Genomic DNA, 18,920 nt, shown 5'->3' with positions numbered 1-18,920 from the left:
AGTCAAAGTCACCGGGCGCGAGTTGGGGCTGGAGGTCTAGTGCCGCTTGTTCAGCCGACCCTGCATCAGGCGGGTCGGTAACGCGGGTGGCCGCTCAGTATGCCTGCGCCGTCAGTGTGTAAACGCCCAGTAAAACGCAGTAGCCAGCGGGCTGAGCGCGATGACGAATAAGACCAGAATGACCGGTGCCCAGCGAATTACGGACAGGTCACTGGTTGTGGCAGTTTCCAGGGTGTTGACATCGTTCATACCGCCTCCGGGCGCTAGGGTGACAACGGTCAGTATGCGCTGCTCCGTTCGATAAACCCTGATGCAGGTCAATGGCCGGTTCATATTGGTCTACATTGGTCAATGAGGTGCGATGTTGCGCACTGGGTTAAGGCGCGAACGCGTTGCGCTGACGCAATCTGAATCGGCCCGGGGGATGAAATGGCGTATTGGTGCTTACTTTGGATGTTGCGTTGGTGGGGGTTCTGGCGATTACCGCAGACCACCGCCTCTGACCGTGTAGCAACGGAAAAGCACAGTCGCAAGGTGGTACGGGTGCGCTGGCTATGGTCGTTTGGGATTTTGGTTGTGCTGGCCGTTCCTGTGCCCGCATTTGCCGTGACCTGGGTGCTGATACTGACGTTTTTGTCATTTGTACTGCTTGACGAGACGGCTTAGCGGTTTGCCAGCTCCTATTGCTGGCTTAATTCGCTGTTCGATTAATCCGGTAATGTCGCCGCTTTCGTAAGATAGAGCATCATAGTTCTGCTGATAGGAAGTGTGTGTGAGCTTCCGGTGGCGGTACAACCGCGCGTTTCCATTCTTCAAAACCAGATTCTACCCAAAATGACAGGTGATTCATGACTGAATCCGGATCCGATGGCACCGTTGAACGATACCCGCTGTTTCCTATGGGGGCCCTGTTATTGCCGGGTTCATCATTGCCGTTGCAAATATTTGAGCCCCGATACCTGATGATGGTGTCGAGCAGCGCCCGGGAAAACCGGCCTTTTGTGATCATGGTCTCGGAGCCTGGTAAAGATCGCCATGGGCTGGGGTGTCTTGCACGAATCGTCGACTTCAATCAACAAGCCAATGGGCTACTGGGCATTACCATTGTCGGTGACGAACGAGTGACTGTTAGCTCAGCCGCAAAGGACGCCACCGGTTTATGGTGGGGTGACTGTGCGGCCCGCGACGAACCACTGGCAGACTCGGAGCTTGAAATGCGGGCAGCCCTGCGATACCAGCCGTTACTGGATGCCTTGCTGGAGCACCCTTATCTGGCCGATCAGGTGGGTCTGCAACTGGATTCAGCCCGGGGCAGTGTTCACCAGTTAATGGTTTGGCTGCCCCTGGAGTCAGAGTTAAAGCACCGTTTGTTAGCACAGGACAGTTTTCTGGAGCGGTGCGCCATTCTGGAATCCGCATTGGCGGAACTGTCTGGTTCTCCTGAATCGCCGGACGAGAGCGGGGTATGATCTGGGTGCTCCGTTCAGTTCGCCCGGTCACCCCAATTGATAAGTCACTGAGCCGAGTGGCCATGCGATGATCAAATAGCTGGCCAGGGTTAGCAGGATCAGCAACCAGAGCGTTAGGCTGTTACGAAAGTCAGCTAGCGAGCGGCCTGTCAGCCGGTGGGTCGCCTGAGCCAGGGCGGCTAACAACAGACCCAGGCATACCCCGGCAATGACATCGGACAGCCAGTGAACCCCTAGCCACACCCGGCTCAGTGCGATGACCAGTATGGTCACCCCGGCCGGCAGGTAAAGATGCCAGCGGCTCATCGTCGGTCGTCGCTGATTGACAAAGCCCGCCAACATCCCGAAAAACAAAGCAGCACCGGCCGCGTGACCCGAAGGAAACGCCTGAGAGTTCAAAGGCAGTGCCGTCCAGCCTGGGCGGGCCACGTCAAAAGCGGATTTGAGCAAAGGGATGCCCGTGGTCAGCAGCACCAGGCTGATCAGTAATACCGCGCCCAGCCGATGCTGCCCGCCAAGGACAAGCCAGAGGATGATCATCAGTCCGGTTAGGATCAGTGTCGCTGGATCTCCAAGAAAAGTCAGGACAATCGCCACCGGGTCAAAGGCTGAGGCGCGCCATGCCCCTACCTGTCCGGCCAATAAGGCATCCAGACCCCAGGGGCGGCTAAGCAGGGTGGCCGCGAAGCCGGTGGAAGCGGCGATTAACAGCAATAGCGCCGCAAAGGGAAAACGAGTCGGCAATGATTGTAGCGCTGGCACCCAGCGAGCCATTCTGGGGTGTTCAGGGTGAAGGTGATGGTAGGTTGCCACCAGTGCGATCAGGGTCGACAGTGCCGACACCAGTAGCAGTGACAGCGTGCGCATGGCGAGGCTTTGTGTGGCCAGGTAAGAACTGGCTTCTCCGGCGAGATAGCCTGGCAACATATAGGTCGGGGCCCAGAACAGGACGGTCACCAGGTTCACGCTGATGAACACCTTGGCGGGCATCGACAAGCTGCCGGCAATCAGCGGCACTACCGGCCGAATGGGGCCGACAAAGCGGCCGATAACCACACTCAGCCAGCCCCAGCGCCGAAAGAACCAAATGCCCTGCGATAACCAATCGGCGTGCCGCTTGAACCAGCTGTGCTGATACAGCCGATGTCGCAGCCGATACCCCAGATAAAAACTGCCAAGATCTCCCGCCGTTGCCCCCAGTGCTGCGGCCGCCAATACCCACATGACCGGAATGCCGAGATTGCTCGCCACTGCCGCTAAACTGAATAGCATAACCACACCGGGCACAACCACCCCGATCAGTGCGAACGATTCAATAAAGGCTGTCAACGCAATGGCGATCAGTACGCCTTCCGGGTGAGACTGTATCCAGGCAATCATGGGGGCGTTGGGTTACTCAGTTGGCGAGTTTGGTTTCACATCAGGATGGTAAAACTTTGTCAGGTAGATAAACAGCCAGCTTCCCTCATAGTCGCAGCGGCCTCAAGCCGCTATAATCTGCGGTCTGAATCAAAAGCGAGCTGCGTGGCAAGGTATGACAACCGTTCAAGACTACATGACGACCCTGGGTCGGCAGGCCCGGCAGGCCTCCAAAGCTCTGGCCAGGGCCAATACCGGGACCAAAAACCAGGCATTGTTAGCCATGGCCCGGGTTATTGACGACCAGCGAGAGACGCTCAAGCAGGCGAATCAGCGAGACCTGGAGGCCGGTCAGGCCAAGGGGCTCGAGCCGGCGATGCTGGATCGACTCGCACTGACGGATGCCCGTATCGATAGCATGATTGAAGGGTTGCATCAGGTGGCCGGTCTGGCTGATCCGGTGGGTGGCATAACGGACCTTGAGTTTCGCCCGAGTGGCATTCAGGTGGGTAAAATGCGAGTACCCCTGGGTGTGATAGGTATTATTTACGAGTCCCGGCCCAATGTGACGGTCGAGGCAGCGAGTTTGTGCGTTAAATCCGGCAATGCGGTTATATTGCGTGGTGGCAGTGAAGCCATTGAATCGAATCAGGCGCTTGCGGCGTGTATTCATGCCGGCCTGGATCAGGCACAACTGCCGGGTGCCGTGGTTCAGGTGGTTGAGACCACCGATCGCGATGCTGTCGGCGCGCTGATCACCATGCCTGACTATGTGGATGTCATCGTTCCGCGCGGCGGCAAGCGGTTGATCGAGCGCATCAGTCGGGACGCGCGCGTCCCGGTTATCAAACACCTTGATGGTGTTTGCCATGTTTACCTCGACGACGCTGCAGACAGCGGCAAAGCCATACCCATCGCGATAAACGCCAAGACGCACCGCTATGGTGTCTGTAATACCATGGAAACCCTACTGGTAGCCGAGTCCCGTGCAGCTGAGTTGCTGCCCGTACTGGCCCGCGCCTATGCCGAAAAAGGCGTTGAGTTGCGCGGCTGCGAGCGCACAGCCGAGCTGATAACCTGTAAGGCCGCGACCGAGGAAGACTGGTCTGCTGAATACCTCGCTCCCATTCTGTCGATTCGGGTAGTGGCTGGTCTGGATGAAGCCATTGACCACATCAATACTTACAGCAGTCAGCACACAGATAGCATCGTGACGGAAAGTTATACCCGGGGGCGCCGTTTTCTGACGGAAGTGGATTCTGCCTCTGTGATGATCAACGCATCGACCCGATTTGCCGATGGCTTTGAATATGGGCTGGGTGCTGAGATTGGTATCTCGACTGACAAAATTCACGCTCGCGGACCGGTTGGTCTGATTGGGCTGACGTCCCAGAAGTATGTTGTACTCGGAGACGGTCAGATTCGTGAGTGATGTGCAGCGGCCGCTGATGGCTTTGTTTGGTGGCACTTTTGATCCGTTTCATGACGGCCACGCTCAATTGTGCGATTTAGTGTTGTCACATCAGGACGTCGCTCAACTGCGGGTGATTCCGTGCCAGATACCGGCGTTGAAAGCACAGGCACAAGCAACGCCCGAACAACGCGTTGCGATGCTGGAGCGATGGGTGGCATCAAGGTCCGACGGCGAACGCCTGTTGATCGATGATCGTGAGTTGCGACGCCCGGGACCAAGCTACACTCTGGATACCGTCAGAGACCTTCATCGCGACTATCCGGACAGTCAGACGGTGTTTGTGCTGGGTGCCGATGCGTTCGCCAGTATGGCCCGCTGGCAAGGTATTGACGACCTGATCCGGGAAACCCATTTTTGGGTGTTCGGACGGGGTTCGCAGGTGATTGACCCCCCGGCACTACCGCTGACACAGGTTGCCTCATTGCACGACCTCAACACCGAGCCCGCCGGGCTCTGGCTAGCCGGGCCTTCCTCGGAGCGCGAGTGGGCATCGCGTAAATTGCGCGATAACAGCCAGCATTGGCAAATCGCACTACCCAAACCCATACAGGACTATATTCAACAGCACGGGCTTTACCGGGAGATTGATGAGTAAAGCCGGGTCTGTTAACGGTAGTTTTAAACAATTCAGAACACAGCAATAATTGCTGTATTCGACCGCTCGCGTTCAGAGGCATTGACACTTTTTTCTTCAGGCCAGGTGCCGAAGCTCTTTGTCATTTGCCGGATTGGCTGGTCTGTTAGCTGGCACTGGCAGTGCCCCGGTTGCAGACTGACGCGAGTACTTTTAAACAGGTGGACAAGGTACGAATGATCGATACAAATGACCGAAACGCACAACCTGAAGGGTTAACCGAAGCGGTGATCCGCGCTCTGGAAGACATCAAGGCTCAGGACATTCAAATCATCGATGTGCATGATAAAACCGCCTTAATGGATACGTTGGTGGTGGCGTCTGGTACCTCGAAGCGGCATGTGTCTGCCGTTGTCAGCAGTGTGGCGGAAGACCTTAAGAAGCAGGGGTTTGTCGTGCGTGCACAGGAAGGCAGCAGCGATTCCGACTGGGTGCTGATTGACCTGACCGACCTGGTCCTGCATGTAATGATTCCGGAAACCCGGGCGTATTATGACATTGAGCGGCTTTGGTCTGGCGCGGGTCCGATGGGTGCTGAGTCCGAAGTCGAACCTGACTGACTGCATGAAGATTCGAATTCTGGCCATTGGCCCGAAAATGCCTGCTTGGGTAGACGCCGCTGTCGGGGAATACCAGAAGCGAATGCCCCGGGAAATGCCGGTTGAATTCGTGCCACTGGCGCTCGGGCAGCGAGGTCGAAATGCCTCGATTGACAAAGCCATCGCGCAAGAAGGCGATGCCATGCTGGCCGCTCTGAAACCTGACGATCAGGTGGTTGCTCTGGATCTATCGGGCAAAGCCTGGTCGACCGGGCAGTTGGCCAGTCAATTGAGCCAGTGGCGCCTGGAAGCACGGGACGTTGCCTTGTTGATTGGAGGTCCGGACGGGTTGGACCCGAGATGCCTGGCCCGGGCTGCACAGAGCTGGTGCCTGTCGAACCTGACGCTACCGCATCCGCTGGTGCGTGTTTTACTCTCCGAACAGTTGTACCGCGCCTGGACCGTGACTCAGAATCACCCTTACCATAAATGATGAACCCGGTCGCCTTTGGTCGCCCGGGCCGAAACGCATTCGCAGATGACCCCGCAGATTATTCGGGGATAGAGTACCGATGGTATGTTGAACAGCTCACTCGATAATCGCGAAAAAGAGCGGCGTCTCTTTCTGAGCCGTATGACGGCCTCGTTTATTTTCATTGCGCTGCTCATGCTGGTGCTGGTTGGACGGCTGTTCTACCTGCAAGTTGTGCAGAATGAGCACCACGAAGCGCGGTCGCAAACCAACCGGCTGGAAGTGTTGCCCATTCCACCCATTCGCGGGCTGATCTACGATCGCTATGGAGAATTACTGGCAAGGAATGAACCCAGTCATACCTTGAGTATCGTGGTGGAACGAAGCGGAGACCTGGACGCTTTGGTCCGGGAGTTGGGTGATTTGGTTGAGCTGTCAGAGGATCAGGTGTCCCGTTTCTTTGACCGTGTGCGAGGGTATCGTCGTCCCTTTGAGCCAATACCGCTCAAAGTACGGCTGTCAGAAATAGAGGTTGCTCGGGTCTCTGCCAACCGCATTTTTCTGGAAGGAGTGCAGGTGGATGCCGAACTGATTCGCCAATACCCCTTTGGTGAGGAATTTGCCCACGCGTTAGGGTTTGTCGGTCGTATCAACCAGGAGGAGCTTCGTGACCTCGATGTTGGTGCCTATGCCGGAACCCGATTCATTGGCAAGGAAGGGGTTGAGCGTCAGTACGAAGATTCCCTGCTCGGTGAGCCGGGTTTTCAGCGCGTTGAAACCAATGCCCGGGGCCGAATTATCCGAATTATAGAGAAACAGGCGCCCAAGCCTGGGTCCAATCTGCATTTGTATCTCGATCAGGAATTGCAAAAAATAGCCTATGACCTGCTGGGTGATCAGCGCGGGTCAATTGTCGCCATAGAACCTGAGACGGGCGGAATACTGGCGATGGTCAGCAACCCCGGTTTTGACCCTAATTTGTATGTGAGCGGCTTTCCTACTGAAATCTACAACGCCCTGCGTGATTCCCCGGATAACCCCTTTTTGAACCGGGCCATTAGGGGGCAGTACCCGGCGGCATCGACCATTAAGCCCTTTTTGGGACTGGCGGGGGTGGATCAGGGGTTTGTCACCTGGGACCACACCATCATTGACCGGGGCTATTATCAACTGCCGACGGATGACCGGATATACAACGACTGGAAGCGCGGTGGGCACGGGCGAGTGAATCTGCGCAGAGCTGTCGCGGAGTCCTGTGATACCTATTTTTATAAGCTGGCTTATGACATGAAACTGGAAGCCATTCACGATATCTACGATCAGTTTGGCTTTGGTAAAAATACGACAGCCGACGTCTACAACCCCTTTACCGGCATCAACCCAAGCCGGGAATGGAAGCAAGATCGACATGGGTTTTCGTGGTATGCCGGTGACACCATTAATCTGAGTATCGGCCAGGGCTACATGCTGGCGACACCGATGCAGTTGGCCATTGCGACCTCGGTACTGGCCAATCGTGGACGCTGGGTGACCCCTCGACTGCTCATGCACAGCAACGACGAGTCTCTTCTTGAGAAGATCCCAGAGCCGCCACCCGATGTCCATCTGAACAATGACTCAAACTGGGACAGAATGCACAGCGCTATGCAAGACGTGGTGCAGGGTACGCGCGGTACGGCAAGGGCCTCGGGCCTTGGGGCAACGTATGATTACGCTGGTAAATCCGGTACGGCACAGGTCATCCGGATTGAGCGAGATGAAAACGGAGACCCAGTCGGTGATGTGCCAGAGCAGTTTCGTGATCATGCCTGGTTTATGGGATTTGCACCGCTCGAAGACCCTAAAATTGCCGTAGCCGTTCTGGTCGAAAACGGGGGCAGTGGCAGTGGTGTTGCCGGGCCGATGACTCGCTCGTTGTTTGATTTCTATCTGAATCGCGAGCTCGAACAATGAATTTCACCGAGTACGTTCGCCAGCTGCCACAGGGCAGTATGGATCGCAGGTTAAGCGTGTGGACCCGGTTGCACCTGGATCCCTACCTCTTCGCAGCCTTGCTGGCGGTTGCCCTCGGGGGCATGGTTGTTTTATACAGCGCGACCAGCGGTGACATGGGTGCGGTTTATCGTCAGGCGATTCGTTTTGGGATCGGTTTTGCGGCGATGATCGTCATCGCCCAGTTTGACCCTCGCTGGTTTCAGCAGTGGGGAGGAACAGTCTACCTGATCGGTATTCTATTGCTGGTGGCGGTTATTGTCAGTGGTGCTCAGGCCATGGGTGCTCAGCGCTGGCTGCAGATACCGGGTCTGTTTCGATTTCAACCTTCAGAATTAATGAAACTGGCGATGCCGGTCATGTTGTCCTGGTACATCTCTCGTTATGGGCTACCGCCGCGATATCGCGATTTACTGGTATCGGCGCTGTTGTTGTTTGTACCGGTTGCTTTGATTATCCAGCAGCCTGATCTTGGAACGTCCCTGCTGATTGCATCGTCGGGTTTGTTCGTCATTTTTCTGGCTGGTTTGAGCTGGAAACTCATTGTCAGTTTCAGCGCCATTGCCATCAGTATGGTTCCGGTATTGTGGATCTGGGTAATGCGGGACTATCAGCGTCAGCGAGTGCTTACACTATTTGACCCCAATGTCGATCCATTGGGGGCCGGTTGGAATATCATTCAATCGATGACGGCCATTGGGTCGGGTGGCTTGAATGGCAAAGGGTACATGCTGGGCACTCAATCACAGCTAGACTTTTTACCGGAGAGCCACACTGATTTTATCATTGCGGTCCTCGGTGAGGAATTCGGGTTTGTCGGGGCTGTTGTTCTGATCGCACTGTATGCCGTTATCATTTTGCGCGGCATGCTGATTGCCATTCGCGGACGCGATAATTTTTGCCGGTTACTGGCGGGCAGTTTGACGCTGACGTTCTTTATTTACGTTTTTGTAAATGTTGGCATGGTCAGCGGTATCCTGCCTGTGGTCGGTGTACCCTTGCCTCTGGTCAGCTATGGTGGAACGTCTATCGTGACACTGCTTGCTGGTTTTGGAATGTTAATGTCCATCAGTACCCATCAGCGAAATTAGGGAGATTGCAGGAATGTTTAGGGTGGCTAATGGCTTCACTTTCCTGTCTCCCAATTATTTTTCGGATCATCAGTTTCGAGACAGAATGTAGACCGGAGTACGTATTGTCATGCAACGATTTTGGGGCGCAATGCTCGTCTTTAGTCTGGTCAGTGCAGCGGGTGTTCAGGCAGAAGAATTGTCAGAGTTTCCCCGCACAGCAGCCATCATCGATGTGCTGGTCAGTGAGCATGAGTTTGATGCTATCGAGGTAGAGGCCTGGTTTGCGCAAGGCGAGTACATTGCCCGTAACGTTGAGTCACTGGCCAAACCGGCTGAGACAACAAAAACCTATGCGGAATACCGCCCTTTGTTTGTCTCCGACGAAACGGTAGAAAACGGCAAGCGATTTATGGAGCAACAAGCCCGGTGGTTGTCGTTGGCTGAGCAGCGCACGGGTGTTCCCGGTGAAGTCATTGCGGCGATCATGGGGGTTGAAACCCGGTATGGTAATTTTCTGGGCGTGCATCGCACTTTTGATGCTCTGGCCACGCTGGCTGTCACTGAAGGGCGGCGGGCCGACTATTTCCAGCGTGAGCTCATTAACTTTTTATTGATCAGCCGGGATCAGTCGTTTGATCCGCTGTCGGTCAAAGGGTCATATGCCGGTGCCATGGGCTACCCTCAATTTATGCCGAGCAGTTATCTTGCCTATGCCGATGATCTTGATGGCGATGGCAATATTGACATCTGGAGCGACCCGGTAGATGCAATTGGCTCCATTGCGCGGTACCTGGACGAGCACGGCTGGCAATCCGATGAACCTATTGCAACCCGGGCACACGTCAGTGGCGAGTACCGGCAAGTAGAGTTGAACAGCTTTAATCGCGACCGGACGCTGGCTGAGGTAGCTGCTCAGGGCTGGGACCCGCTGGTGTCTTCTTCAGACGATGCACAGGTGCATCCAATCAGGCTGGATGGCGATGACGGCGCGGAATTCTGGTTGGGTTATCGGAACTTCTGGGTAATATCCCGTTACAATCGATCGATTGCCTACAGCATGGCCATATTTCAGTTGTCTGAAGCCTTGCGCTTGGCACAATAGCCAGCCAGAGGCGCACTGGTGATTCGCAACCAGGGGTTGGGCCTACCTTAATAATGATGACCGCTAAGAGGATGGTCGATGGTGAGTATGAATTACCGGTCTGCCCGGATGAGTGGGATGGCAGTGCTGGCCGCTCTGATAATGGCAGGGTGTGCCGGACAGTATGTGTCTCATGAAACCGGCTCGGACCAGGTCAGCAATGCAGGGCGTTACTCAATGGATCAGGACCGCGGGCCAGACCGGACCCTGAGTGCTGACCAGATCAGTGAAGTGACTCCTCGTGTCGAACCACGCAGTCGACAGGGCAATGCCAGCCCTTATACGGTTAATGGTCGTCAGTATCAGGTGCTGGCCAGCGCCGACCGATACGCCGAAGAAGGGCTTGCCTCCTGGTATGGTGCCAAGTTTCACGGCCATACAACGTCTAATGGTGAAGTGTTCGATATGTACCAGATCAGTGCGGCGCACAAAAGCCTCCCACTGCCAACCTGGGTTAGAGTGACCAATCTGGATAATGGACTGAGCATCGTGGCCCGGGTAAATGACCGTGGTCCTTTCCACCCGGGGCGCGTCATAGACATGTCCTACGCGGCGGCTGTTAAACTTGATTTTGTTCATAAAGGCACGGCGCGAGTGCGGGTTGAGGCGCTGGCCGGTCAGGAGCTCGATCAGCCGGTGTACTTCGTTCAACTGGGTGCATTCAGTCAGCGTCAGTCTGCTCAGAATCTCCGGGATCAGATTGCCAGTCAGATCGACGACGATGTGAGTGTCAGTGAGGGGGAGTTCTATCGGGTTCGTGTTGGCCCCGTCCAGTACGACCGCGCGGAAGCTCTGCAGCGCGCTCTGACTACTCCCGAGCTCGGAAAACCTCTGCTGGTAGTTCCGAACTAATAAGCCACCCGCTCCCTGGAAAGGGCGGGCGGTTATACATTTCATATACGTATGACCCTGCGACCTGTAGATGAAATTTTGCGATGGGTTGATACAATGCGGCGGGTCAGGTCGTGTCGAAACGGACTGTCTGGCCGTCTACCGTTGAACTACGTCGGCGTAATACGCGATAAACCCCGGGTATGGCGCCGCTCATAAAAAGGTTATCTCAGTGTTGAAGCATCGTTTTAAGCGTTGGACATCTTCGTGTATTGCCGGACTGGCGCTGTTTTCGGGCGTAGCGATGTCCGAAACGATCATTCCCTCACCGCCGCAATTGGCCGCCAGTTCCTACATCCTGATGGATGCGACTACCGGTCATGTTCTGGTCTCTCACAATGCGGACGAACGCTTGCCGCCGGCCAGTTTGACCAAGCTGATGACCAGTTATATTGCCGAGCGTGAGGTCATTGAAGGTCGAATCGCACTGGATGATGAAACCCTGGTCAGTGTTAACGCCTGGCAAACAGGCGGCTCCAGAATGTTCATTCAGGAAGGCCGGTTTGTCAGCATAGAAGACCTGCTACGCGGCATCATTATCCAGTCGGGCAACGACGCTTCCGTTGCCATGGCCGAGCACGTGGCGGGTAGCGAAACCATGTTCGCTCAGATGATGAATTCGTACGCCGATCGCCTGGGGTTGGAAAATACCCAGTATCAGAATGCGACGGGACTTCCGGACGAAGGCCATTATTCGTCTGCAGCTGACATGGCTATCCTGACCCGTCATATCATTGAAGATAACGCGGAATTTTACCCGATCTATGCCGAACGCAGTTTTACGTTTAATGGCATTTCCCAGGCTAATCGCAATTCATTGCTCGGGCGTAACCCATCAGTTGATGGGCTGAAAACTGGCCATACCGAAGAAGCTGGCTATTGTCTGGTGGCTTCTGCGTTGCAGGACGGGATGCGTCTGATCAGTGTCGTCATGGGTACGGCCTCTGAAGAGGCGCGTGTCCAGGAGACCCAAAAATTGCTGACCTATGGTTTTCGGTACTTCCAGACCGCCCAGCTGCATGATGGTGGCGAAGAGCTATACTCTGGTAGGGTTTGGGGTGGTCGGGCCGACAACGTTCGGCTCGGGCTGGAAGAAAACCTGATGCTAACCATCGCCCGGGGTGATGAATCAAGCATGAATACGGTGCTGAACATTGATCCTGTGCTGAAAGCCCCCATAGAAGCAGGGCAGCGATTGGGCGAGCTGGTTGTGACGCATGGCGATGAAGAGGTCGCCCGGCGTCCCTTGCTGGCGCTTGAGGCGGTTGAACCAGCAGGGTTTTTCGCTCGTATCTGGGACTACATACTGCTGTTTTTCTTTAATTTATTTAACGGGAGCTGATGCAGGTGACCCGGCAAGATCCCCCAAAAATCACCTTTCCCTGTGATGACTATGTGATCAAGGTGGTTGGTGACGTTCACGAAGGCTTCAAGCCTTTCGTGCACAGTATACTGGTGCGCTACGATGCGCGCCTGTACGAATCGTCTTTCTCGGTCAGTACTAGCCGCAACGGTCGATTTGAAAGCCTGACCGTACGTATGCGCATCGAACATGAAGATCACCTGACAGAGCTGTTTGAGGCGCTGAAAGCCGACGAACGGGTGCGTATGGTGCTTTAATGGCAGATACGGATGCTGTGGCGAGTACCACTGCGGCTGGCGCTCCTGAGGGGCCTCGTGTCGTGGTGGTTCGGGATCTGGGGCGTGTACCTTACGAGCAGGCGTGGGCATCTATGCAAGACTTCACGCTCAATCGCGACGATCAGGCGACGGATGAAATTTGGTTGTTGGAGCACGATCCGGTATTTACTCAGGGTCAGGCGGGAAAAGCCGAACATCTGCTGAGCCCGGGCGATATTCCAGTGGTTCCGGCAGATCGTGGGGGGCAAGTCACCTACCATGGTCCTGGCCAGTTGGTTGCCTATGTGCTGCTGGATATTCGCCGGCTGAAGTCCGATGTTCGCAAACTTGTGTCCGCACTGGAAGACAGTGTCGTTGGCTTGCTCGGCAGTTACGGAGTGGATGCGGCTGCTCGTGCTGATGCACCCGGGGTCTACATCGGTGAGTCAAAGGTGTGTTCGTTGGGCTTGCGCATTAAGCGCGGGCGCAGTTACCACGGACTGGCGCTCAACGTTGATATGGATTTGGAGCCTTTTTCCCGCATTAACCCTTGTGGGTATCAGGGTCTTGAAATGACGCAGGTGGCTGACTGGGTTAAAGCACCGGATATGGCCGTGATCAAGCAGCAATGGCTGTCTGAGTTTTGTGGGCGCTATAATCTGCAATCAGTGACCCCGAATGACGCCGAGGCAGGTCAGGGCGCGAGTGCCTGACTGAAACCTGAACACCCCGTTTTGGGTGATCTACATTCTATACAGCGAAGAGGCAGTGCGAACGGATGAGCGACACCAATCGAATTCCCGTGGTACAGGTGAGCAGCGGCACCAAGTTCGTCAACGACAAGGGTGTCAAAGCCATTAAAAATGGGGTCAAACAGCACTCCAGCGCCCGCCGTTCAGCGGATAAGAAGCCGGATTGGTTGCGTATCAAGCTCTCAAGCGGGCCTAAATACGACAGCGTTAAAACCATTGTTCGTGAGCACCGTCTGAGTACCGTCTGTGAAGAAGCCATGTGCCCTAACATTGGCGAGTGCTGGAGCGCAGGAACGGCGACCATCATGCTGATGGGCGATGTTTGCACCCGGGCTTGCAAGTTCTGTGCAGTGGATACAGGTAACCCCAAAGGTTGGCTTGATCCCGAAGAAGCTGACAATACCGCGCGGTCAGTGGCATTGATGGGGCTCAAGTACGTGGTGCTGACTTCCGTAAACCGCGATGACATTCCGGATGGTGGTGCTGGCCATTATGCGGCGACGGTTCGCCGTGTGAAAGAAGTCAACCCGGAGACCGCTGTAGAAGCCCTGACCCCTGACTTTCAGGGCAAGCATGTGGATGTTGAAGCCGTGGTTGACTCCGGGGTCGAAGTGTTTGCCCAAAACGTAGAGACGGTTAAGCGGTTGACTCACCCGGTTCGAGACCCCCGGGCCACGTACGAGCAAACGTTGGATGTATTGGCCCATGCCAAACGGTACAAGCCGGAGGTGCTGACCAAGACGAGTCTGATGCTGGGTCTGGGTGAGACTGATGAGGAGATTCGGCAAACGATGGATGATCTTCGGGCCATTGGTGTCGACATTCTGACTCTGGGTCAGTATCTGCAGCCGTCTATCAATCATCTACCGGTAGAGCGTTATGTAACTCCGGATGAATTTAATCGGTATCGCGAGATCGGGCTTGAAAAAGGCTTCCTCGAAGTCGTTTCCGGCGCTTTTGTCCGCTCCAGTTACCGGGCAGAGCAGGTGTTGCAAAAGAACAACGTTGGTTTGGATCACTGAGCCTGCTCTGAGGCAGAGGCGGACAACGTTGGGCTTCCCTATAAAAGTGATGATATTTTGTCGAAATTTGGTCACATTTATGGCTGTTTTATCGAATTAGTGTGGGGCAAAATGCAAGAGCGCTGAAGGGATTTCTGGCGCTGTTACAGGGAGGTGACAAAGGTTTTGCCCGCAGGGCGCCTTTTCAGGTTACTCGTCTGCCCGAGATGCTAACGCCTCCCAGGCAGGAGCTGTCTTGATAGGCCTGTGTTGGCAGACCGGTCAAGGAGCTTTTTCCCGTCCCCTGACTCGCCTCTTTTGAGGCGAGTACTTTATCGCTGACCGTCAGGCTGTGCGATAGATCTGGTCCATCAGTTGGCCATTCAGGGTGTGTAACTGATCTCCCAGCGTCGTGCTCAGGGACTGGTAGGCATCGGTCTGGCAAACCGAAGGGTAATAGTCCGGGTGAGTAATGAAGAGTTTGAAGTCATCAGGGCGTTGCTTCCAGAATTGCCGATAGGCGTCGCCCTTGTCGAACCCCTGGTTCAACTGGCGAAGCAAATCCGGTGCGATCGCTTCCCAAAGCCCGGCAACGATTTCCTGTTTGTTGCGGAAATAGTAATAGATGGAAGGGGCTGCGCAGCCCGTTTCTGCGGCAATTTTGCGCAACGATAGCTTACTGATGCCTTGTTCGGACAGCACCTTTCTAGCTGATTCCAGTATGTTCTCTTTTTTAATCATGGCGTCAGTCATCCAAGTAAACAGCGTTTTAAAATCTAGCAGTGGTTTAGAGTCTTCGCTATGGCACGCTTCGTGTCATTTTGTAATCAAGTCACCCCGCATGTGCCTTAAATAGTCAGGATTTGCCGCATCCGCTCTACCGCCGAACGGCTGATACCCAGCAATGCCGGAACCCTGTGCGAATTATTCGGCTGCATTCTGGCGGTCGTTTGCGAATGCGCGCTATAATCATCATCTTGTAAATATCGTGAGCCGCCTGGTTGCATAAGCCGGGGGCCCGAGTCTGAGTTCTAAAGGGGATTGACTGTATGGCTACCATCCTGGTCATCGATGACTCACCGAGTCAAGTGACATTGTTTAAGAAAATTCTGGAAAAGCACGGCCACACACCAGTGATTGCCGAGGATGGCGCGACCGGCGTGGCGGAAGCCAAGAGCATTCTGCCGGATTTGATCCTGATGGACGTGGTTATGCCCGAGCTGAATGGATTTCAGGCAACGCGGAAACTGACCAATGATCCGCAGACTGCTCATATTCCGGTCATCATTGTCACGACCAAAGATCAGCCAACTGACAAGGTTTGGGGTGAGCGCCAGGGCGCCAAGGGTTTTCTGGTCAAGCCGGTTGACGAATCTGAACTGATCGCGCTGATCAATCAACTGCTGCCCTGAGCGGTATTTATTGAGCCGCTTGTACGTTACTGACAATGCGGTTCAGTTTTTGCCAGCTTTGGCTTTCCTGATAGTGTTCGGTCCCGGTGCTGTGTGTCTGGATGCGTGCCAGTAGCGACGAATCCCGGGTCGACTCGGCAGGTTCTGACAGTTGCATCAGACGGCCAGCGTCCTGCAGTGTAATCAAGTTATATTGAAGCAAGTGTCCGGTTAATCGGCCAAGGTTGGCCGGTTCCGTTGCCTGAACCGACTCAATGTCCGGTGCCTGGGCGGCCACCCATTCCAGAACGGCCACGGCATCGCTTACATATACCGCATCTTCCTCGCTGGTTGGGGTTGCATCCCTGGCTTTAGACGCCTTATCGACCGCTGCTGACGAGGTGTCTGTGCGATGAGATTGCTGATGTGCCTGGTAATGTTCAAGGCCGCTGATGTTCAGGCTCATGGTAAGGCATTGCCGCAGTTGGAGAGGTAACTGACTATCAGCAATCTTCGTGCCTGCAATGGGTATCGGGCCAGAAATGCCGGTATTAATGCCAGACACAAAAAAAGCGCCCTTTGGCGCTTTTTTTGTGTCTGGCAGTTGGCGGTCGCAGGCAGAATCAGGCGTCGCGGAAATTGCGTTCCTGGCGTTCCTGGCGTTGCTTTTCTTCAGCGCAGAGAGTGGCTGTTGGTCGCAGAAGCAGACGACGCACACCAATGGGCTCGCCGGTCACAGCGCAGTAGCCAAAATCATTGCTGTTGATGCGTTTAATGGCATCGTCAATTTTCGGCAGCAACTTGGTCTGGCGATCGAGAAAGCGCAAATTCATGCGGCGCTCTTCTTCGATGCTTGCTTTGTCTAGCTCGTCGGGTTCATTCTCGAAGGTAGCCAGTGTTTCACGGGCTTCTTTCAGAGAGGCGCGTACTTCATCGGCCTGCTCTTGCAGAAGGTTGCGAAAGAACTCCAGTTGAGCGTCGTTCATATACTCGTCATCTGGGGCTGCCAACAGCTGTTCTTGAGTCAGCATAAAGCGATTCCTGTGCTGTGATGCCGCTGGGGTATACCCATGCGAACTGTGTTGCGATCTTGCAACCTGGCTGGTCATTGATCTGGTCGTCTGTCCGCAACAAAGAGGCTGCGCGCTGTGTGAGTAACAGTGAGCCGGACCCTGATCAAGCCGGACTTTGACCACCCTGCAGGCGTGCCGGGATGGTTATATAATAGCCAGTGTCGTCAAAAGAGGGCACATCATATATCATCGCCCATTCGGTTAAAATAGCTTTTTTTCTGCAAATTCAAGCCCTTGGAGTAGAACTGAATGGAACGCGTTTTTCGCCTGGTGATGTCCTGTCCGGACCGTGTTGGCATTGTTGCCCGGGTCAGCCGGTTTCTGGCTGATCACAATGGCAGCATCATGGAAGCCAATCACCACGCCGATCTGGAACAAGGGTGGTTTTTTATGCGCAACGAAATCAAAGCCAGTTCTTTGCCTTTCGATGCCGGTGAGCTGGCGCGCCAGTTTGCGCCAATTGCCAGTGAGCTGGATATGACCTGGCGAGTGACTGATAGTGATCAGCGACCGCGGCTGGCGTTGATGGTGAGTCGTGACAGCCATTGCCTGGCGGATATTCTGAACCGCTGGCACAGCGGTGATTTGCATTGTGATATAGCCTGCATCATTTCCAATCATGATTCGCTGCGCAGTCTGGCTGAGTGGCATGCCATTCCGTTTTTTCATGTGCCGGTGGATCCCACAAACAAGGCCCATCATTTTGCTGAAGTTGAGCGGCTGATTGAACAGCATGCGGCTGATACGGTGGTGCTGGCGCGCTACATGCAAATTTTGCCCGCGGAACTGTGCGCGCGGCTGCCTTATCGGGTGATAAACATACACCACAGCTTTTTACCGTCTTTTATCGGTGCGAGGCCCTATCACCAGGCCTACGAGCGTGGGGTCAAGCTGATTGGGGCAACCTGTCATTATGTGACCGCTGACCTCGATGCCGGTCCGATTATCGATCAGGATGTAATACGGGTGTCACATCGGGATGAAATTGAAGATATGGTGCGACTTGGCAAGGATTGCGAGCGGACCGTACTGGCACGCGGGCTGCGCTGGCATCTGGAAGATAGAGTCCTGGTGCATGGTAATAAAACGGTGGTATTTAACTGATGCAAAAATACGTCAATCTGAGTGTGATACTCATGGCTGGTTCCGGTCTGGCATGGGGGGCAGAATCCCGGGTAACCGGTCAGTTGCAGGTGCAGGGTGCTTATCTCGAACCGGCACTGGATGGCGAGGGCCGATGGTATTTGCAGGCACCGAACAGCTGGCTCGGGCTGGAGGTGCTTGAGTCTGTTACCGGAAGCCAGTATCGCGCCGTGCTGGAAGTGGACCTCGATCCATTGTCTGTGGACGAGCCTGTCTCCAGCCGACAAATGTTTATTGAGTGGTTGCAGCCTTTGTACAGTATTCGCGGCGGGCAACTGCGCAGCCTGGAGCAGCGGCTTCTGGCCGATCCGATCAATCACATGCACGGATTCGACGGCGGCCAATCCACGCCCTCTGACCGGTTCTCCAATGCGCTTGCCATTGATAACTACAGTGTCCGAAACGCGTTAGGGCTTGAGCAGCCCAGCATTGAGTTTACCGCGAGTAATGGCGAGTTAATGTACGTCAGTGGCCAGTGGACATTTGAGGATGAGGCCGCCTCATCTTCGCTGCAACAGTGGGCGGTGGCCGCCGGGCTCGATACGCCTGAAGGCAGTGTTGCACTGACCTATCGACGCAATGACGACTTTGATGCGGGCCTCTTTGGCAGTTCCATTTTGTGGCAGAGCGACGGTTTGCAGCTCGGCGGCAGCGCCTTGTATCGGGAGGATGTTGTCGCCTGGGATGTTGTGGGTGCTTACCAGGCGGGCACCGTGGTCAGCAAGCTGAGTTATGGGCGGGATAACCCCCAGGATGCCTCGGATGAGGCCCGCTATTGGGCCTTCGGTATTGATCAGGTATTCAGCGAGTCCATACTCAACTACTCGGAAATTCGCTGGCAGCCAGAGCCAGAGCAGTGGCGCTGGATGACTGGCTTTCGCCTGACGTTTTAGGCC

General features: G+C 55.0%; 22 protein-coding genes. 17 read left to right on the top strand and 5 right to left on the bottom strand.

The window, feature by feature from the left end; translation table 11 throughout:
* Nucleotides 1-111: 111 nt before the first annotated feature.
* On the bottom strand, nt 112-249 hold the full coding sequence (locus G565_RS26690) for a hypothetical protein (protein WP_157599978.1): 138 nt from the start codon (nt 247-249) through the stop codon (nt 112-114).
* A 204-nt stretch (nt 250-453) separates the two neighbouring features.
* Here G565_RS26690 and G565_RS0101770 point away from each other — a divergent pair, with 204 nt between their 5' ends.
* A complete protein-coding gene (locus tag G565_RS0101770; RefSeq protein WP_028669433.1) occupies nt 454-666 on the top strand; it encodes a hypothetical protein in 213 nt (70 codons plus the stop codon).
* Nucleotides 667-848: 182 nt separating this feature from the next.
* Nucleotides 849-1,469 carry an LON peptidase substrate-binding domain-containing protein gene (locus G565_RS22540; RefSeq protein ID WP_051207146.1) on the top strand — a complete coding sequence of 207 codons (621 nt, stop codon included), beginning with the start codon at nt 849-851 and terminating at the stop codon, nt 1,467-1,469.
* A gap of 27 nt (nt 1,470-1,496) precedes the next feature.
* Here the strand turns inward: G565_RS22540 and G565_RS0101760 are convergent, their stop codons facing one another.
* Complete coding sequence (locus G565_RS0101760) at nt 1,497-2,849, bottom strand: bifunctional DedA family/phosphatase PAP2 family protein (protein ID WP_028669432.1); 1,353 nt, start codon at nt 2,847-2,849, stop codon at nt 1,497-1,499.
* Nucleotides 2,850-3,003: 154 nt separating this feature from the next.
* Here G565_RS0101760 and G565_RS0101755 point away from each other — a divergent pair, with 154 nt between their 5' ends.
* The 12 genes from G565_RS0101755 (at nt 3,004) to lipA (ending at nt 14,438) form a co-directional block, all read left to right on the top strand.
* Nucleotides 3,004-4,260: a glutamate-5-semialdehyde dehydrogenase gene (locus G565_RS0101755; RefSeq protein WP_037337181.1), complete on the top strand. Its 1,257-nt coding sequence runs from the start codon at nt 3,004-3,006 to the stop codon at nt 4,258-4,260.
* Nucleotides 4,253-4,897, top strand: a complete 645-nt coding sequence (gene nadD, locus G565_RS25685) for a nicotinate (nicotinamide) nucleotide adenylyltransferase (RefSeq protein ID WP_051207144.1) — start codon at nt 4,253-4,255, stop codon at nt 4,895-4,897. Before G565_RS0101755 ends, nadD begins: the two co-directional genes overlap by 8 nt.
* 215 nt (nt 4,898-5,112) lie before the next feature.
* Complete coding sequence (rsfS, locus tag G565_RS0101745; RefSeq protein ID WP_028669430.1) at nt 5,113-5,496, top strand: ribosome silencing factor; 384 nt, start codon at nt 5,113-5,115, stop codon at nt 5,494-5,496.
* A gap of 4 nt (nt 5,497-5,500) precedes the next feature.
* Nucleotides 5,501-5,968, top strand: coding sequence for a 23S rRNA (pseudouridine(1915)-N(3))-methyltransferase RlmH (rlmH, locus tag G565_RS0101740; protein WP_028669429.1), 468 nt, complete (start codon nt 5,501-5,503; stop codon nt 5,966-5,968).
* Between the two features lie 84 nt (nt 5,969-6,052).
* Nucleotides 6,053-7,900 (top strand): penicillin-binding protein 2, encoded by a 1,848-nt coding sequence (mrdA, locus tag G565_RS0101735; protein WP_028669428.1) that lies wholly within the window; start codon nt 6,053-6,055, stop codon nt 7,898-7,900.
* Nucleotides 7,897-9,030 (top strand): rod shape-determining protein RodA, encoded by a 1,134-nt coding sequence (gene rodA, locus G565_RS0101730; protein WP_051207142.1) that lies wholly within the window; start codon nt 7,897-7,899, stop codon nt 9,028-9,030. The genes mrdA and rodA overlap by 4 nt, the downstream gene beginning before the upstream one ends.
* 109 nt (nt 9,031-9,139) lie before the next feature.
* The gene (gene mltB / locus G565_RS0101725; protein ID WP_084649170.1) at nt 9,140-10,114 is read left to right on the top strand and encodes a lytic murein transglycosylase B; all 975 of its coding nucleotides are present in this window, start codon (nt 9,140-9,142) and stop codon (nt 10,112-10,114) included.
* 78 nt (nt 10,115-10,192) lie between these two features.
* Complete coding sequence (locus G565_RS27565) at nt 10,193-11,005, top strand: septal ring lytic transglycosylase RlpA family protein (protein ID WP_051207140.1); 813 nt, start codon at nt 10,193-10,195, stop codon at nt 11,003-11,005.
* A gap of 211 nt (nt 11,006-11,216) precedes the next feature.
* Nucleotides 11,217-12,386: a D-alanyl-D-alanine carboxypeptidase family protein gene (locus tag G565_RS0101715; protein ID WP_245584102.1), complete on the top strand. Its 1,170-nt coding sequence runs from the start codon at nt 11,217-11,219 to the stop codon at nt 12,384-12,386.
* Nucleotides 12,386-12,664 carry an HP0495 family protein gene (locus G565_RS0101710; RefSeq protein WP_051207136.1) on the top strand — a complete coding sequence of 93 codons (279 nt, stop codon included), beginning with the start codon at nt 12,386-12,388 and terminating at the stop codon, nt 12,662-12,664. Before G565_RS0101715 ends, G565_RS0101710 begins: the two co-directional genes overlap by 1 nt.
* A 113-nt stretch (nt 12,665-12,777) precedes the next feature.
* Nucleotides 12,778-13,377, top strand: a complete 600-nt coding sequence (lipB, locus tag G565_RS22530) for a lipoyl(octanoyl) transferase LipB (RefSeq protein WP_245584105.1) — start codon at nt 12,778-12,780, stop codon at nt 13,375-13,377.
* Nucleotides 13,378-13,442: 65 nt separating this feature from the next.
* Complete coding sequence (gene lipA / locus G565_RS0101700) at nt 13,443-14,438, top strand: lipoyl synthase (protein WP_028669422.1); 996 nt, start codon at nt 13,443-13,445, stop codon at nt 14,436-14,438.
* A 324-nt stretch (nt 14,439-14,762) separates the two neighbouring features.
* On the opposite strand, the gene G565_RS0101695 is transcribed toward lipA, so the two are convergent.
* On the bottom strand, nt 14,763-15,158 hold the full coding sequence (locus G565_RS0101695) for a TetR/AcrR family transcriptional regulator (protein WP_028669421.1): 396 nt from the start codon (nt 15,156-15,158) through the stop codon (nt 14,763-14,765).
* Nucleotides 15,159-15,466: 308 nt separating this feature from the next.
* Here G565_RS0101695 and G565_RS0101690 point away from each other — a divergent pair, with 308 nt between their 5' ends.
* Nucleotides 15,467-15,829 (top strand): response regulator, encoded by a 363-nt coding sequence (locus tag G565_RS0101690; protein WP_028669420.1) that lies wholly within the window; start codon nt 15,467-15,469, stop codon nt 15,827-15,829.
* Between the two features lie 7 nt (nt 15,830-15,836).
* Here G565_RS0101690 and G565_RS0101685 read toward each other — a convergent pair whose 3' ends face one another.
* Both G565_RS0101685 and G565_RS0101680 read right to left on the bottom strand, forming a co-directional pair.
* Entirely contained in the window at nt 15,837-16,274 is a 438-nt protein-coding gene (locus tag G565_RS0101685; RefSeq protein ID WP_157599977.1) for a hypothetical protein, read from the bottom strand.
* A 157-nt stretch (nt 16,275-16,431) separates the two neighbouring features.
* On the bottom strand, nt 16,432-16,839 hold the full coding sequence (locus G565_RS0101680; protein WP_084649166.1) for a TraR/DksA C4-type zinc finger protein: 408 nt from the start codon (nt 16,837-16,839) through the stop codon (nt 16,432-16,434).
* Between the two features lie 291 nt (nt 16,840-17,130).
* On the opposite strand from G565_RS0101680, the gene purU reads away from it, so the two are divergent.
* Both purU and G565_RS0101670 read left to right on the top strand, forming a co-directional pair.
* On the top strand, nt 17,131-17,985 hold the full coding sequence (gene purU, locus G565_RS0101675; RefSeq protein WP_028669417.1) for a formyltetrahydrofolate deformylase: 855 nt from the start codon (nt 17,131-17,133) through the stop codon (nt 17,983-17,985).
* Nucleotides 17,985-18,917 carry a hypothetical protein gene (locus tag G565_RS0101670; protein WP_028669416.1) on the top strand — a complete coding sequence of 311 codons (933 nt, stop codon included), beginning with the start codon at nt 17,985-17,987 and terminating at the stop codon, nt 18,915-18,917. Before purU ends, G565_RS0101670 begins: the two co-directional genes overlap by 1 nt.
* The last annotated feature ends 3 nt before the right edge of the window (nt 18,918-18,920 follow it).

This window comes from Saccharospirillum impatiens DSM 12546, from assembly GCF_000423605.1.
In the GTDB taxonomy this organism is placed as follows: domain Bacteria; phylum Pseudomonadota; class Gammaproteobacteria; order Pseudomonadales; family Natronospirillaceae; genus Saccharospirillum; species Saccharospirillum impatiens.
This window is presented reverse-complemented; position numbering and strand designations above follow the sequence as displayed.